The organism is Lutibacter sp. (assembly GCF_016342705.1).
Lineage (GTDB): Bacteria > Bacteroidota > Bacteroidia > Flavobacteriales > Flavobacteriaceae > Lutibacter.
Window position 1 is genome coordinate 21344 of the sequence record NZ_JAEINV010000019.1, and the last position, 17253, is coordinate 38596.

A 17253-nucleotide genomic window follows, 5' to 3' on the forward strand; every position below is an offset into this window, starting at 1 on the left:
AAAGAATGAAAGAATATTTAATATTAATGTTGCTAACTATTACTTTAGCAAGTTGTAACACAAAAAAGCAAGAAATGACTTCATCAAAAGAAACCAGTGAAGTTCCTTTTATTTGGGAAAATGCAAACATCTATTTTTTATTAACAGATAGATTTAATAACGGAAACCCTGAAAATGATGTGAACTTTAATAGAACCAAAGAAACATCAAAATTACGTGGGTTTGAAGGCGGTGATATTATTGGAATTACCAAAAAAATTGAAGAGGGTTACTTTACAGATTTAGGGATAAATGCAATTTGGTTAACACCAATTGTGGAGCAAATTCACGGTGATGTTGATGAAGGAACCGGTTCAACATATGGTTTTCACGGGTATTGGGCAAAAGATTGGACTACTTTAGATACTAATTTTGGGACTAAAGAAGATTTGAAAATGTTAGTTGAAACTGCGCATAAAAATGGAATTAGAATTGTATTGGATGGCGTTATAAATCACACAGGTCCAGTAACTAAATTAGATCCTGTTTGGTCAAATGATTGGGTGAGAACAGATGTACAATGTTCATATAAAGATTACGAATCTACGGTAATGTGTACGTTGGTAAAAAATTTACCAGATATTAAAACTGAAAGTAATGACAATGTAGAAATTCCAACTGTTTTGGCTGAAAAATGGAAAGCTGAAGGAAGATACGAGCAAGAAATGAAAGAATTAGATGATTTTTTCGCAAGAACAGGGTATCCAAGAGCTCCAAGGTTTTATATAATGAAATGGTTAACAGATTATATAACTGAATTTGGGATTGATGGTTATAGAGCTGATACTGTGAAACATACTGAAGAAACAATCTGGGGAGAATTTAAAAAAGAGTGCGAGTATGCTTTTGCCGAATGGAAGAAAAATAATCCAGATAAAGTATTAGATGATAATGCGTTTTATATGGTTGGTGAAGTGTACAATTATGGAATTGGAGGCGCACAATTGTATGATTTTGGTGATAAAAAAGTGAACTATTTTCAGAATGGATTTAATAGTTTAATCAATTTTGAATTTAAATGGAACGCAGCTCAAAATTCCTATGAAGAATTATTTTCAAGATATTCTAATATTTTGAATAACCAATTAAAAGGATTTGGAGTTTTAAATTACGTGAGTTCTCATGATGATGGAAGTCCGTTTGATAAAGACAGAACAAAACCATACGAATCTGCAACTAAATTATTGTTGTGTCCCGGTGCAGCACAAGTATATTATGGAGATGAATCTGCACGATCTTTAATAATTGAAGGTACTGTTGGAGATGCAACTTTACGCTCAAATATGAATTGGGATGAAATTGCCAGTAACGAAAAAACCCAACACATTCTTACACATTGGCAAAAATTAGGACAGTTTAGAAATAACCATCCAGCAATTGGTGCAGGAGTTCATAAAATGTTGAGTAAAAATCCATATGTTTTTGAAAGAGTTTTTACAAAGGGCGCCTACACTGATGCAGTTGTTATTGGTTTAGATGTTCCAGAAGGAGATAAAGAATTAACTGTTGGTACTATTTTTAAAGATGGGGATGAAGTAATAGACACGTATTCTAAAACTAAGGCAATTGTAAAAAACGGTAAAGTGCATATTAACACACCATTTTCGGTGGTTTTACTTGAAAAATAATCTAAATAAAATGAAATATATTCAATTAAGTGTACTATTATTTGCTGTAATTATGGCTTCTTGTACAGAAAAACAATCACAAGAAATTGTAATTGCTTCACCTGATAATTCAATTGAAATTAAATTTAATTTATCAGAAAAGGGTGAGCCAATTTATCTGGTGAATTACAAAAACAAAGAAGTTATAAAATCTTCAACTTTGGGTTTTAATTTAAAAGAACTTCCTTCTTTAAAAGAAGATTTTAAAATTATTAATAGTGCAACAAGTAGTTTTAACGAAACTTGGCAAATGCCTTGGGGAGAGCAATTAGACGTTGTAAATAATTATAATGAGTTGAAAATTGAATTGCAAGAAACATCAGAATTAAAAAGAAAACTAAACATAATTTTTAGAGTTTTTAATGATGGTATCGGATTTAGATATGAATTTCCTGAACAAGAAAACTTGAAAGAGGTTTTTATTACCGATGAAAATACGCAATTTAATTTAACCGGAGATCATCAAGTTTGGTGGACTCCAGGGGATTGGGATATTTATGAGCATTTATTTAACACCACAAAATTTTCTAAAATTGATGCGTTATCAAAAGCAAATCATCCAAATTTAGGTCAAACATATATTCCTTTAAACGCTGTAAATACACCAGTTACAATGAAAACAGCAAGTGGTTTACATGTAAGTTTTCATGAAGCTGCTTTGGTTGATTATGCGGATATGACTTTAAAAGTTGATACTACTAATTTTACAATGACAAGTGGATTGGTTGGTTCTGCAAATAACGATTATAAAGTAGTTAGAACGGTTCCTTTTGAAACTCCTTGGAGAACTATTCAAATTGCAGAAAAAGCTGGAGATTTAATAGAATCTAAACTAATTGTAAACTTAAACGAACCTAATAAATTAGGCGATGTTTCTTCTTGGGTAAAACCAACAAAATATACAGGAATTTGGTGGGAAATGCATTTAGGAAAATCTAGTTGGGATATGGCCTCTGGAAAACATGGTGCAACCACTAAAAACGCGAAAGCATTTATAGATTTTTCAGCAAAAAATAATATTGGTGCTGTATTGGTTGAAGGCTGGAATACCGGATGGGAACATTGGATTGGTTTTGAAGATAGAGAAGGAGTTTTTGATTTTGTAACGCCATATACAGATTACGATTTAAAAGAAGTTGTGCGTTATGGTAAAGAAAAAGGTGTTGAAATTATTATGCACCACGAAACTTCAGCTGCAACACAAACCTATGAAAAACAACAAGATACGGCCTATGCATTAATGCAAAGTTTAGGAATTCATGCTGTAAAAACAGGTTATGTTGGTAAAATATTACCTAAAGGTGAATATCATCACGGTCAATATATGGTAAATCAGTATAATAATGCAGTGATTAAAGCAGCGAAATACAAAGTGGCCATCAATGCGCATGAACCTATTAAGGATACAGGTTTACGAAGAACATATCCAAATACCATTTCTCGTGAAGGGTTACGCGGACAAGAGTTTAACGCTTGGGCAACAGATGGTGGAAACCCAGCAGAACATTTACCAATTGTGGCTTTTACAAGAATGTTGGCTGGACCAATAGATTATACACCAGGTATTTTTGACATTAAATTTGATAAATGGAAAGCTGAAAATCAGGTAAATACTACAATAGCTCAACAATTAGCTTTATATGTGGTTATTTATAGTCCTATACAAATGGCGGCAGATTTAATTGAAAAATATGAAGGAAATCCTGCGTTTGAATTTATAAAAGATGTTGGTGTAGATTGGCAACAAACAAAAGTTTTAAATGGTGAAGTTGGCGATTTTGTTACAATTGCAAGAAAGGAAAGAACTTCAGAAAATTGGTTTGTTGGTGGTATTACCGATGAAAATGCACGTGAAATGGAATTAAATTTCAATTTTTTAAGTCCAAATACAATATATCAAGCTTTTATTTATGAAGATGGAAAAGATGCGGATTGGGATAAAAACCCAACAGCTATAAATATCAGAGAAATAGAAATATCAAATCAATCAATTATAAAAATGCAATTAGCTCCGGGAGGAGGTTTCGCAATTAGTTTAAAACCAAAAAAATAATAATCAATGAAAAATATTTATTTAATTTTAATTTTAGCCATGATAGTATCGTGCAAAACAGAAACTAAAGAAACAGTGAAAGTGGAAAAACAGGAGATAGCGCCAATTTCAGATGAAGCAATTGAAAATGCGGTTATTTATGAAGCAAATATTCGTCAATATTCAGTAGAAGGAACATTTAATAAATTCACCGAAGATATTCCAAAGTTAAAAGAATTGGGTGTTAAAATAATTTGGGTAATGCCAATTTATCCAATTTCAACTACAAAAAGCAAAGGAACTTTAGGAAGTTATTATGCAATTTCAGATTATACAAAAGTAAATCCTGAATTTGGTAATTTAGACGATGTAAAAACATTGGTAAAAACAGCCCATGAAAATGGAATTTATGTAATTTTAGATTGGGTTGCAAATCATACTGGTTGGGATCACGTTTGGTTAAAAGAGCATCCAGAATATTATACTAAAAATGAAGAAGGAGAAATTACTCATACAGTTGGAACTGATTGGACAGATGTAGCTGATTTAAATTATGACAATTTAGAAATGCGTAGTGAAATGTTAGAAGATATGAAATATTGGCTAAAAGAAGCTAATGTAGATGGCTTTAGATGTGATGTTGCCGCTATGGTACCAACAGATTTTTGGGAAAATACAGTTGCAGAATTAAAAAAAATAAAACCAGTTTTTATGTTAGCTGAAGCTTGGGAACCTGAGTTAATGAAAAATGCTTTTGATATGGGATATGGTTGGGATACACATCATAGAATGAACCATATTGCAAAAGGAGAAGAAAATGTAAAAAATTGGGATGCAAGAATGACTCAAATAGATACAATGTATGCTAAAGATGATATTTTAATGAATTTTGTTACAAATCATGATGAAAACTCTTGGAGTGGAACTGTTAAAGAACGTATGGGAGATGCATCAGAATTAATGTTGGCATTATCGTATTGCGCACCAGGAATGCCTTTAATTTATAGTGGTCAAGAGTATGATATGAATAAAAGGTTATTGTTTTTTGAAAAAGACACTATCAATAAAACAAAAGGAAAAGTTTGGCCAGTTTTAGAAAAATTAGGAAAACTTAAAAATTCAAATAAAGCATTAAACGGAGGTAAAAAAGCAGCATCATATACCAAAATTAATTCTTCAGATGATAATAATATTTTAATATTTACCAGAGAAAAAGAAGGGCAAAAGATTACTTTTATGGGTAATTTATCAAACAAGGAGGTTAATTTTGCATTTAAAAAGGAAGGGGAATCAACCAATTATTTTACAAATGAAAAGGTTATTTTTTCGGGAGAATCAAAACAAACTTTTAAACCTTGGGAATATATAATATTTATAGATTAACAATGTTTTAACAAATTGAAAATAAGTTTTTTAAATAAAAAAAAGGTATCTTTAAACGATGCCTTTTTTAACGAAAAACAGCGAAATCGTTTTAGTGAATATTAACTGGATTTGTAGGAAAAAATACCATTAAAAAGTACCTTTGAAGCATTAATTTTAAGTAATGAATGAACCTATTAAAAAAATAGCAGTTTTAACCTCAGGAGGAGATGCTCCAGGTATGAATGCTGCAATACGAGCAGTTGTTAGAGCATGCACGTATTACAGAGTTGATTGTGTTGGTGTTTATAGAGGATACCAAGGCTTAATTGAAGGAGATTTTGAAACACTTTCCGCTCGCCATGTAAGTAATATCATTAACAAAGGTGGTACAATCTTAAAGTCCGCCAGATCAGAAGAATTTAAAACAGTTGAGGGAAGAGCAAAGGCCTATGAAAACCTTAAAAAAGCTGGTATTGGGGCGCTTGTAATTATTGGAGGAGATGGTACTTTTACAGGAGGATTAAAATTTATTGAAGAATTTAATTTTCCAGTAGTTGGTATTCCAGGAACTATTGATAATGATATTTATGGTACTGATAATACCATTGGATATGATACAGCGTTAAACACAGTTGTTGAGGTAATTGATAAAATTAGAGATACAGCAAGTTCTCATAACCGATTATTTTTTATTGAAGTAATGGGTAGAGATGCTGGTTTTATTGCTTTAAATTCAGGAATTGGTGCTGGCGCAGAAGAAATTTTAATTCCTGAGAAAAACTTAGGATTAGATAGATTGGTTGAATCACTTGATAAAAGTAGAGAAAAAGGAAAAACATCAAGTATTGTTGTTGTTTCTGAGGGAGATAAAATTGGTAAAAACGTTTTTGAATTAGCCGACTACATCAAAGAAAAATATCCTTTTTATGATATTAGAGTATCTGTGTTAGGCCATATGCAACGTGGTGGTTCGCCAAGTTGTTATGATAGAGTTTTAGCAAGTAGATTGGGCGTTGCAGCAGTTGAGGCAATATTAGATAGAACTTCTGGCGTTATGGTTGGTGTTACCAACAACGAAGTGACTTCTGTTGGGTTCAATAAAGCTATAAAAATGAATCACGATATTAACGAAGAATTACTAAAAGTTGCTGAAATAACTTCAGTATAAAATAATTGAATAATAAATTAAAATAATAGAGATGTCAACAATTAAAATTGGAATTAACGGATTTGGTAGAATTGGTAGAATTGCTTTTAGAGTAGCAATGACAAGACCAAATGTAGAAGTAGTAGGAATTAATGATTTATTAGATGTAGATCACTTAGCTTATTTATTAAAATACGATTCAGTTCACGGTAAATTTAACGGAACTGTTGAAGTAGCTAATGGAAACTTAGTTGTAAACGGAAAAGAAATTAGAATTACTGCAGAACGTAACCCAGAAGATTTAAAATGGGATGCTGTAAAAGCTGAAATTGTTTTAGATTGTACAGGTATTTTTACAAGTTTAGAAGGCGCTGGAAAACACATTACTGCAGGAGCTAAAAAAGTTGCAATTTCTGCACCTTCGGCTGATGCACCAATGTTTGTAATGGGTGTTAACAATAAAAAAATTACTGCAGCAAACACAATTGTGTCTAATGCATCTTGTACAACTAACTGTTTAGCACCTTTAGCTAAAGTTATTAATGATAACTTTGGTATTATTGAAGGTTTAATGACAACTGTACACGCAACAACTGCAACTCAATTAACTGTTGATGGTCCGTCTAAAAAAGACTGGAGAGGTGGTAGAAGTGCTTTAACAAACATTATACCTTCTTCAACTGGAGCTGCTAAAGCTGTTGGAAAAGTAATTCCTGAATTAAATGGTTTATTAACTGGTATGTCTTTCAGAATACCAACTGCTGACGTTTCTGTAGTTGATTTAACTGTTAGAACTAAAAAAGCTGCATCTTGGGATGAAGTAAAAGCTGCTTTAAAAGCTGCTTCAGAGAATGAATTAGCAGGTGTTTTAGGATATACTGATGAAGCTGTTGTTTCTCAAGATTTTGTATCTGAACCAAGAACTAGTGTATTTGATGCTGAGGCTTCAATCGCTTTAAATGACAACTTCTTTAAGTTAGTTGCTTGGTATGATAATGAGTTTGGTTATTCAACTAAATTAGTTGATTTGGCTGAGTATATTGCTTCAGTAAAATAATATAAAATAATTCACAAAAAATGATTTTAATAGCTGATGGTGGCTCAACCAAAGCCGATTGGATTTTATTAGATAAATACGGCGTACAAGTTTTTAAGACGAGAACCGATGGTTTAAATCCTGAAATATTGATCGAAGGTTTATTGGTGAATAGAATTCAAGAAAATAAAGAATTGGTAGACTGTAAAGAGCAGGTTTCAAATGTTTATTTTTATGGTGCTGGTTGCGGAACTCAAAAGTTAGCATTGCTTTTAAAAGCTGTATTTGAATCATTTTTTGTGAATGCTAAAGTTGTTGTAAGAGAAGATACGTATGCTGCTGTGTATGCAGTAACAACAAAACCAGGTATTGTTTGTATTCTTGGAACGGGCTCTAATAGTAGCTTTTTTGATGGTGAAAATGTTGAAACAAGAATACCTTCATTGGGCTATATTTTAATGGATGAAGCTAGTGGTAATTATTTCGGGAAAAAATTAATTCTTGATTATTATTATGGTCGAATGCCTAAAGAACTTGCGAAGAATTTTGAAACGCAATTTGATTTAGATGCAGATGTCATTAAAAAGAATGTTTACAAAAAAGAAAATCCAAATGCGTATTTGGCAAAGTTTGTTGAGTTCATTTTAAGAAATGAAAGAAACGATTACTTTAATGAAGTTTTACGCGCCGGAATGAATGAATTTTTTGAAAATAGAATATTAACATATCCTGAAGCTAAAAGTCTTCCCGTACATTTTGTAGGTTCTATAGCTTATTTTGGACAAGATGCAATTAAATATGTTGCCAATCTTCATAATATTGAAATTGGGAATATTATTAGACGTCCAATAGATGGCTTAATTGAATATCACAGAGAGCAACTTAAATTAGAGCAAATCTAAAATTCTTTCTAAAGCCATTCCTCGTGAACCTTTAATTAGAATAGTAGCATTGCCAATAGTTAGTTTATTTATAGAAGTTTTAAACGCTTCAAAACTATCATATATAAAAGCATTTTTTGCACTTGTTGTAGAAAATGCTTTTCCTATTAAATACACTTTGTTAAAATTAAATGAAGCAACTAAATCAGCAATATTTTGGTGTTCAAAAGCGCTATCATCTCCTAATTCAAACATATCACCTAAAAAAACAATTTTATTATTGTCTTTTAATTGATTAAAATTTTCAAGAGCTGCACTCATACTACTTGGATTCGCATTGTATGCATCTAAAATAATTTTATTTGTTCCTTTTTCAATTATTTGAGATCTATTGTTTGTTGGAACGTAGTTTTCAATACCCTCTTTTATTTCTTCAATTGAAACTTTAAAATAACTTCCAATTGCAATTGCAGCGGCAATATTATTAAAATTATATTTTCCAATTAGTTGACTCCTAATTTCAGAATTCTGAAAACCTACTTTTACAAATGGATTTGCTTCTATAAATTGAATTTCATTTGAACTAAATTCTATAGTTTTTATTCCTAAAGATTGTTTAATTTGAAGTTTATCATCAGTATTTATAAAGGCAATTTCATTATTTTTTCTAAGAAAATCATACAATTCAGATTTAGCTTTAATAACACCTTCAACACTTCCAAAACCTTCTAAGTGAGCTTTTCCAAAATTAGTAATGAAACCATAATTGGGTTCAGCAATTTTGCATAACGTTTCAATTTCTTTTAAATGATTTGCGCCCATTTCTACAATTGCAATTTCCGTATCTGGAGTAATTGATAAGAGTGTTAATGGAACACCAATATGGTTATTTAAATTACCTTTGGTTGCTATTGTTTTATACTTTCTTGAAAGTACAGCATTTATCAATTCTTTGGATGTTGTTTTACCATTACTACCTGTTAAAGAAATGATAGTTGTTTTTAATATTTTTCTATGGAAATTGGCTAAATTTTGTAGTGTTTCAAGTACATTGGATACCAAAATGGTGTTAGGATGTATATTATATTTAGCTTCATCTATAATAGCGTATTTTGCTCCGTTTTCAATTGCTTTAACGGCAAAAGTATTTCCATTAAAATTATCACCTTTAAGTGCAAAAAAAAGGCTTTCTTTTCTTATTTTTCGGGTGTCAGTATCTATTAAGTAATTTTCAGTAAAAAGCTGATGTAATTGTTCTATTTTCATAAATTAAAGATAAAAAAAACCTCACTAAATTTTAGTGAGGTTACTAATTTTATAATTATAATAGTTAATATCTAATTTTTGTAGTGGTAGGCAACCTTCTTTTATAGGTCATTGGGCCAATTCTATCTGTTGCACATCTAAAACCAATATAGTTTGTCGCCATATATTCAGGTAAATATCTTCTTTGAGAAGGGTCTAACCAATATTCTCTATCTTTCCAAGAACCTCCTTTATAAACTCTAGATTTATCGCTAATTAAGGTGTTTCTTTTTTCAACATCATATTGTTGTATTAACAAGCCACTTTCGCCTATTTCACGAGGTTTAACGGGAGAGTTGTACATTCGTGGTTTCGCCTCTAATTCTTCCTCGTCTTGTGCATAAAACTTGGTGGATTTTAAATCGCCATCTTGAGCATCAACATTATATGATTTTTCATAATTATCTCTCATATAAGCATCTCTCTTTGTAACTGGAATATATTTTACACTACCAGGTAATGATTTTGCAATTAATTTACCATTATCTAAAGTATCATATTCAACAGATGCGTTATCAGTAATTACCACATTTCCTTCAGCATCTATCATTTTTTTCGTAAAAATGTTTCCTCTAAAGTAGTTGAAATCGTTAGCATCATTATCTATAATCGGTCTATAAACATCAGCAACCCATTCTGCAACATTTCCCGACATATCATACAATCCAAAAGCATTTGGCTCATAAGATTTTACTTGAATGGTTATGTCAGCACCGTCATTGCTCCAACCAGGAACCCCACTATAATCTCCTTTACCTTGTTTAAAGTTGGCTAATTGATCGCCTTTATATTTTTTAGATTTGTTTCTGGTATATTTTCCGCTCCAAGCATATTTTTTTCTACCACGAGTATTATTATATTCTCTATCTTCAACAATTGCTTTAGCTGCATATTCCCATTCAGCTTCTGTTGGAAGTCTAAATTTAGTACTTAAAATACCATCAGAAACTTTTACTTGTCTACCTGTAAATTCACCTCTGGCAGGTTTTGGATCATTTTTACTTCTTTTAACATTATCACTTAATCCTTTTCTGTAAATGTCTTTGTTTCCTCCAAAAACTTGATTAGGATTATTTAAATAGGCGTCTGTATCAAAGTTGTTTTGACCATTTACTTCAGTTCCTTCAAGGTTGTAAATATTTTTTAAAACCCCTTTGTCCATTAATATTTTTTCATTTACCCTATTAGTTCTCCAGTTACAATATTGATTTGCCTGAAGCCAACTAACACCAATTACTGGGTAATCTGCATAGCCAGGATGTCTTAAATAATTTTCTGTAAGTAATTCGTTAAAACCTAAAACATCTCTCCAAACCAATGTATCAGGTACTGCAGATAAATAAATGTTTTCGTAATTAACATCATTTGGTGGGAATACTTTTTCCATCCAATCTAAATAAAATAAATATTCAGCGTTGGTAACCTCAGTTTCATCCATATAAAATGAACGTACTTGTTGCTTAATAGGTGTTGTATTCCAGTCAAATAAAACATCATCTTGTACATGTCCCATTGTAAAAGAACCTCCTTCAATAAGCACCATTCCTGGAGGCGCTTGTTGCCCTCTATAATCTCCAACTTCTGCGAAGCCTGCAGATTTTTTATCTTTTGAAGACCAGCCAGTTAAGGATACATTTTTTCTAGGGTTTCTATTATGGCAACTAGTCAAAGATACTATTAACACAAGTGCTATTAATATTTTTGTGATGCTGTATAAATTCTTAAAATTCATATTAAACTCAATTAGGGTTTTGTGTCGCAATTTACATTAAATAAATTTTTTTACAAGAAAAAAATTAATTATGTTTATTACTAACGATTGTTTTTGTTCTTTATTATATGTAATGTTGTATTATATTAAAAATAGCAACTAAAAATTCTCATTATAAATTTAATGAAAACCTCAAAATTAATACTATTTTTCATCATTTCCTTCATTGGAAATATTCTTTTTGCACAAAACACGTATTTTAAGAAGTTTACTATAAATTGGAAAGAAAACTCAAAATTTACAGTTAATAGTAACACTCAAATTCAAATAGATTTAATTGAAGGAGGTCAGGTAAATAATGATTTACTTCCAATTTTTTATGAAAGTTGGAAAATAGACAATAATTTAAATATCAGTAACTTTAAAATTATAAATATTGTTTTTGAAGATGCACTTGTACCAACAAATAATTTTGTAAATGTTTCATCAATTTTAACAGTTATTAATCCTAAACTGAATGTTGCAAAAGAACGTGGTAATGCTGTAGCAATTTTAGATTTTGTGCCTTTAGTAAAGTTAAATAATATTTTTAAAAAAGTAATTTCATTTGAATTAGAGTATACCACTCAAAAGGTGAACTATCAAAACAAATCTACTTCACAAATTAAAAATTCGGTTTTAAGTTCTGGAACTTGGTATAAGTTTAAAATTGATACTACAGGAGTTTATAAAATTGATAAAGCATTTTTACAAAAATTAGGTGTTAATGTAAATGAGATTAATCCTAAAAACATTCAAATATTTGGTAATGGTGGAGCTATGTTACCTTTTAAAAACAGTGAATTTAGGTATGATGATTTGCAAGAAACAGCGATAGTTGTTAGTGGTGAGAATGATAATAAATTTGACGCTAATGATTATATATTGTTTTATGGAAAAGGGCCTCATAATTGGGATATGACATTGAATCCTACGGTAGAAAATATTGGTCATACATTTAATATTTTTTCTGATGAATCTTTTTATTTTTTAACAGTTGGAGCTACTTCAGGAAAGCGTATAGTTAATCAGCCAATTATTTCTTCTTCTTCAAATAATGTAGTAACAACATTTCATGATTTTACTTTTTTTGAAAAAGACGATGTGAATTTGTATGGAGCAGGTCAACAGTGGTTTGGTGATGATTTGAGTGTTGATAGCTCAAAATTATATTCAATACCTTTTGGTGAAATATTACCAGCTTCAAATATATATGTAAAAGTTAGAGGAGTTGTAGAGTCTTCATTAGCATCAGCAATATCTGTAAAAGTAAATAATCAAAATTTATTTAATTTAAATTTTCCCGCAAATGGAGGTTTAACAAAAGCCATTGCCATTGAAAATAAAGGAAGCATTTCTGCAGAAGGAAATAGTGTAACTGTTGAAATCAATTTTAATAATGGGGGGAATCCTTCATCAAAAGCATTTTTAGATTATATAGAAGTTATTGGTACTAAAAATTTAATAGCAAAAGGGCAGCAATTTTCTTTTAGGAATTTTGATATTTTAAATTTAAATGGAATTGTTGAATACTCAATTAGTAACGCTTCAAATATTGATATGATTTGGAATGTTTCAAATGGTTTAACCCCGCAAAACATCACAAATCAATCTTCTGATTCAAATTTTAAATTTAGAGTGAATGGAGGTTTATTAGAAGAATTTGTAGCAATTAATAACAATGACTTTTACACGCCAAAAATAATTGAAGAAAGTAGTGTTGAAAATCAAAACCTTCATAGTTTAAATAACATAGATTATATAATTGTAACTCAAGATTATCTTGTTGACCAAGCTGAAAGGCTAGCAAGTTTTCATAGATTAAATTCTAATTTAAAAGTGGAGGTTGTAAAATTAAATCAAATATATAATGAGTTCGCTTCAGGCTCTCCAGATTTAACGGCTATTAGAGATTTTTTTAAACATCTGTACGATAATTCATCAACCAATAAGATTAAATACGTTTGTTTATTTGGTGATGCTTCATATGATTATAAAAACCGAATAAATGGGAATAATAATATTGTGCCAGTTTTTGAAGCTTTTGATAGTTTTAATTTGGCAACATCCTATGTTACAGATGATTATTATGGAATGATGGATGCTAACGAAGGCTCCTTGTTGTCTTTTGAACAGCAAGATGTTGCTACGGGAAGAATTCCTGTTACAAATGTTTTGGAAGCTGAAAAAGTGGTTGATAAATTATTAAGTTATTATCATAAAAATTCATTTGGAAATTGGAGAACGAGTATAACACTTATTGCTGACGATATTGATGCAACAGGAGAAGAGGTTTTGCAAGAAAATATGGAAAGAATTGCAGATACTATTTTTAAAGGAAAGCCTCAATTTAACTTGAAGAAAATTTATTTAGATGCCTACACACAAGAAAGCACATCAGGTGGAAAAAAATATCCTGCTGTAAATACAGATATTACCAACCAGGTGGAATCAGGTACTTTATTAATAGATTATTTTGGGCACGGAGGTGAAGTTGGATGGGCATCGGAAGGGATTTTAGGTTTGTTAGATATTCAAAAATATAGTAATAGTTTTAAATTGCCCCTTTTTGTTACCGTAACTTGTGAATTTACAAGATTTGATAATCCACTTAGAAAAACAGCAGGAGAATTTTTGTTTTGGAACGAAAATGGAGGAGCGTCAACACTTATTTCAACAACAAGAGAAATTTTTATTAGTGTTGGACAATCACTAAATGAACGATTAATAAAGCCTTTGCTAAATTTTAATAACGAAAATTATACAATTTCAGAAGCGTTAATGTATACAAAAAATCAATTTTCAACAACACAGCGTTTTTTTGTATTTAATATTGGAGATCCAGCAATGCATTTAAGTGTTCCAAAACCTAATGTAAGGTTAACAAAAATGAATAATAAGGACATTTCTCAATCTTTAGATACAATAAAGGCTTTGTCGTATGTTAAATTTGAGGGTGAAATTACAGATTTATCGGAGAATGTTGTTACAGATTTTAATGGGGAAATTAATGTGACGGTTTATGATAAATTAATAAATAAAACAACTCTTGATAACGACAATAAAAATAAAATAATGGAATTTGATGTTTTAGAAAGTAAAATATTTACGGGTCGTTCTAAAGTTGAAAATGGTAATTTTTCGTTTGATTTTATTGCGCCGAAAGATATTAAAATTGCTTTTGGCAAAGGTAAATTAAGTTTTTATGCAGATAATACATTAATTGATAAGTTCGGTTATAACAGTGATATAACCGTTGGAGGAATAAATACAAATGCTGCGGAAGATTCAGTTGGTCCTATTGTTCAGTTGTATATGAATGATTTAAACTTTGTGGAAGGAGGAAATACAAATGAATCTCCTTTATTTATAGCTGTAATTGAAGATGAAAGTGGAATAAACACTTCAATTACTGCAGTAGATCACGATATTGTTGCCATTTTAGATGGTGATCAATCAAATCCAATTATTTTAAATGATTATTATCAAACAGAATTAAATAACTATAAAAAAGGAAAAGTGACCTATCCTTTTAGAGATTTAAAACCAGGTGCTCACACTATTCAATTGAAAGTATGGGATACTTACAATAATTTATCAGAAACTTCGTTTACATTTATTGTAGTAAGTAATAGTGATTTAGTTTTAACCAATGTATTAAATTATCCGAATCCTTTTATTAACTATACAGAATTTTGGTTTAATCACAATAAACCTAACGAATTATTAAATGTTCAAATTCAAATTTTTACAGTTTCAGGAAAATTAGTAAAAACTATAAATCAAACAGTCCAATCTGAAGGAAATTTATGTAAATCAATAATTTGGAATGGATTAGATGATTTTGGTTCAAAAATAGGAAAAGGTGTATATATTTATAAATTAAAAGTAAAATCTGTAAATTCAAACGCTTCCTCCGAAAAAATAGAAAAATTAGTAATACTTCAATAAGAAATTAAGATATTTGTAAAGTTAAAATAACCCTTTTGATGAAAAAAATAATTTTTACCCTAGCTTTATTAGTTGTTTTTACAAAAACTATTACAGCTCAAGATATACCAAATCCAATTACAACAGCAACACCGTTTCTTTTAATTGCACCCGATGCAAGAGCTGGAGGAATGGGAGATGTTGGTGTAGCAACATCACCAGATGCAAACTCACAACATTGGAATGCTTCAAAATTTGCATTTATGAAATCTCAGTTTTCTGTAGGAGTTATTTATACACCGTGGTTAAGAGAGCTTACAAATGATGTTTTTTTAGGTGGATTTTCATTTGCTAATAGAATTGATGATAGAAGTGCTTGGGCAGCAAGTTTAAAATATTTTAACTTAGGTCAAATAGATTTAACCGATATAAACGGAGCTCCAGAGGGGACCGAAAAATTGAATGAATTTTCTGTAGATGGGTCTTATTCATTAAAGTTGAATGAAACATATTCCATGGGTGTTACATTAAGATATATTCGTTCAGATTTGGGTATTGAGTCTGCTAATTCAACAATAAACCCTGTAAATACATTTGCCGTTGATATATCTGGATACTATCAGTCAAATGAAGCTAATTATGGCGATTTTAATGGTGTTTGGAGAGGTGGTTTTAATATTTCAAATGTTGGGCCAAAAGTTTCATATTCAAATGATGGGCAAGAAAACTATATTCCAACAAACTTAAAAATTGGTGGTGGATTTGATTTTATTTTAGATGATTTTAATAAAATTGGTGTGAATTTAGAATTTAATAAATTGTTAGTGCCAACGCCAAGTGTATCAAGAGATGGAAATGGAGAACCACCATATTTACAAGAAGAAACAGGATTTGTTAGTGGAATGTTTAAATCATTTGGAGATGCTCCAGGTGGTTTTAGCGAAGAATTAAAAGAGTTTACGTGGGGATTAGGAGCAGAGTACTTATATGATAACTCTTTTGCATTACGAGCAGGTTATTTTAATGAAAGTGATATAAAAGGAGCTCGTAAATATTTCACAATAGGATCAGGATTTAAATTTAAAAGTTCAAGGTTAGACATTTCATATTTATTTAATGCTTCTGATATAAATAATCCATTAGAAAATACACTTCGGTTTTCTTTATCATTTGATTTTGGAGAACTTTTTGAAGTATATTAATTAAATAAGGATATTTTTTAATGAAAAAAGTTGAAATAAAAACTCAAATTACTGTTTTTGATGACATTCAAGAGTTGTCAGATTTAGCTAAAAACTTAATGAATGTGGCAATTGAAGCAAAACAAAATGCGTATGCTCCCTATTCTAAATTTAAGGTTGGTGCAGCACTATTGTTAGAAAACGGCACTATAGTTACTGGAAATAACCAAGAAAATGCTGCATATCCATCTGGTATGTGTGCTGAAAGGGTTGCAATTTGGAAAGCTTCTTCTGAATTTCCAAATGAGAAAATATTAAAATTAGCCATATCAGCTAGTTCATCATCACAAATTTTAAATGAGCCAGTAGCTCCTTGTGGTGGTTGCAGACAAACATTATCTGAATATGAATTAAAACAAAAAGATAAAATAGAGGTGTATTTTATGGGTGAAATTGGCAAAATTATTATGACAGATTCACTATTAAATTTATTACCAATTGCCTTTGATAAATCTTTTCTTTAAAATTTTAAATGAAAAAAGATATTGAAAATAGAACAGATATTTATCTATTGGTAAAAGCTTTTTATGTAAAATTAATGAATGACGATTTAATGCGTCATTTTTTTTTAGAATTCAATAAACCAGACTTATTAGAAGAACATCTTCAAACGTTAGTAGATTTTTGGGATAATATCCTTTTTTATTCCGGTGGGTATCGTAAAAATGCAATGCAACCTCACCTAGTTTTACATCAAAATAAACCTATTTCAAAAGAGTATTTTAATGCTTGGTTATCAATGTTTAACGCAACAATTGATGAGCTTTTTGAAGGTGAAATGGCACACGCTGCAAAGTCACGAGCTTTGTCGATAGCCATCGTAATGGAAATTAAAATATCGGAGTTAAATAAGTAATACA

12 protein-coding genes are annotated in these 17253 nt (G+C 30.3%); 10 read left to right on the forward strand and 2 right to left on the reverse strand.

The window, feature by feature from the left end; all coding sequences use genetic code 11:
• Positions 1-5: 5 nt before the first annotated feature.
• The 6 genes from JEY78_RS14190 (at position 6) to JEY78_RS14215 (ending at position 8188) form a co-directional block, all read left to right on the forward strand.
• Entirely contained in the window at positions 6-1667 is a 1662-nt protein-coding gene (locus tag JEY78_RS14190; RefSeq protein ID WP_291852780.1) for an alpha-amylase family glycosyl hydrolase, read from the forward strand.
• A 10-nt stretch (positions 1668-1677) separates the two neighbouring features.
• Positions 1678-3759, forward strand: coding sequence for a glycoside hydrolase family 97 protein (locus tag JEY78_RS14195; protein ID WP_291852783.1), 2082 nt, complete (start codon positions 1678-1680; stop codon positions 3757-3759).
• 6 nt (positions 3760-3765) lie between these two features.
• The gene (locus tag JEY78_RS14200) at positions 3766-5121 is read left to right on the forward strand and encodes an alpha-amylase family glycosyl hydrolase (protein ID WP_291852786.1); all 1356 of its coding nucleotides are present in this window, start codon (positions 3766-3768) and stop codon (positions 5119-5121) included.
• A 163-nt stretch (positions 5122-5284) separates the two neighbouring features.
• The gene (pfkA, locus tag JEY78_RS14205; RefSeq protein ID WP_291852790.1) at positions 5285-6271 is read left to right on the forward strand and encodes a 6-phosphofructokinase; all 987 of its coding nucleotides are present in this window, start codon (positions 5285-5287) and stop codon (positions 6269-6271) included.
• 31 nt (positions 6272-6302) lie between these two features.
• Positions 6303-7307: a type I glyceraldehyde-3-phosphate dehydrogenase gene (gap, locus tag JEY78_RS14210; RefSeq protein WP_291852793.1), complete on the forward strand. Its 1005-nt coding sequence runs from the start codon at positions 6303-6305 to the stop codon at positions 7305-7307.
• 20 nt (positions 7308-7327) lie between these two features.
• Positions 7328-8188, forward strand: coding sequence for an N-acetylglucosamine kinase (locus tag JEY78_RS14215; RefSeq protein ID WP_291852796.1), 861 nt, complete (start codon positions 7328-7330; stop codon positions 8186-8188).
• Here the strand turns inward: JEY78_RS14215 and murF are convergent.
• Together murF and gldJ are read right to left on the reverse strand one after the other, a co-directional pair.
• Positions 8174-9433 carry a UDP-N-acetylmuramoyl-tripeptide--D-alanyl-D-alanine ligase gene (murF, locus tag JEY78_RS14220; protein ID WP_291852799.1) on the reverse strand — a complete coding sequence of 420 codons (1260 nt, stop codon included), beginning with the start codon at positions 9431-9433 and terminating at the stop codon, positions 8174-8176. The two genes, JEY78_RS14215 and murF, sit on opposite strands and share 15 nt — an antisense overlap.
• 64 nt (positions 9434-9497) lie before the next feature.
• Positions 9498-11204, reverse strand: a complete 1707-nt coding sequence (gene gldJ, locus JEY78_RS14225) for a gliding motility lipoprotein GldJ (RefSeq protein WP_291852802.1) — start codon at positions 11202-11204, stop codon at positions 9498-9500.
• A gap of 162 nt (positions 11205-11366) precedes the next feature.
• On the opposite strand from gldJ, the gene porU reads away from it, so the two are divergent.
• From porU to JEY78_RS14245, 4 genes are read left to right on the forward strand one after another with little or no spacing between them, the layout of a single operon-like run.
• The gene (gene porU, locus JEY78_RS14230) at positions 11367-15173 is read left to right on the forward strand and encodes a type IX secretion system sortase PorU (protein ID WP_291852805.1); all 3807 of its coding nucleotides are present in this window, start codon (positions 11367-11369) and stop codon (positions 15171-15173) included.
• 38 nt (positions 15174-15211) lie between these two features.
• Positions 15212-16354 (forward strand): type IX secretion system outer membrane channel protein PorV, encoded by a 1143-nt coding sequence (gene porV, locus JEY78_RS14235; protein WP_291852808.1) that lies wholly within the window; start codon positions 15212-15214, stop codon positions 16352-16354.
• Positions 16355-16374: 20 nt separating this feature from the next.
• Positions 16375-16857, forward strand: coding sequence for a cytidine deaminase (gene cdd / locus JEY78_RS14240; protein WP_291852811.1), 483 nt, complete (start codon positions 16375-16377; stop codon positions 16855-16857).
• A gap of 8 nt (positions 16858-16865) precedes the next feature.
• Entirely contained in the window at positions 16866-17249 is a 384-nt protein-coding gene (locus tag JEY78_RS14245) for a group III truncated hemoglobin (protein WP_291852813.1), read from the forward strand.
• The last annotated feature ends 4 nt before the right edge of the window (positions 17250-17253 follow it).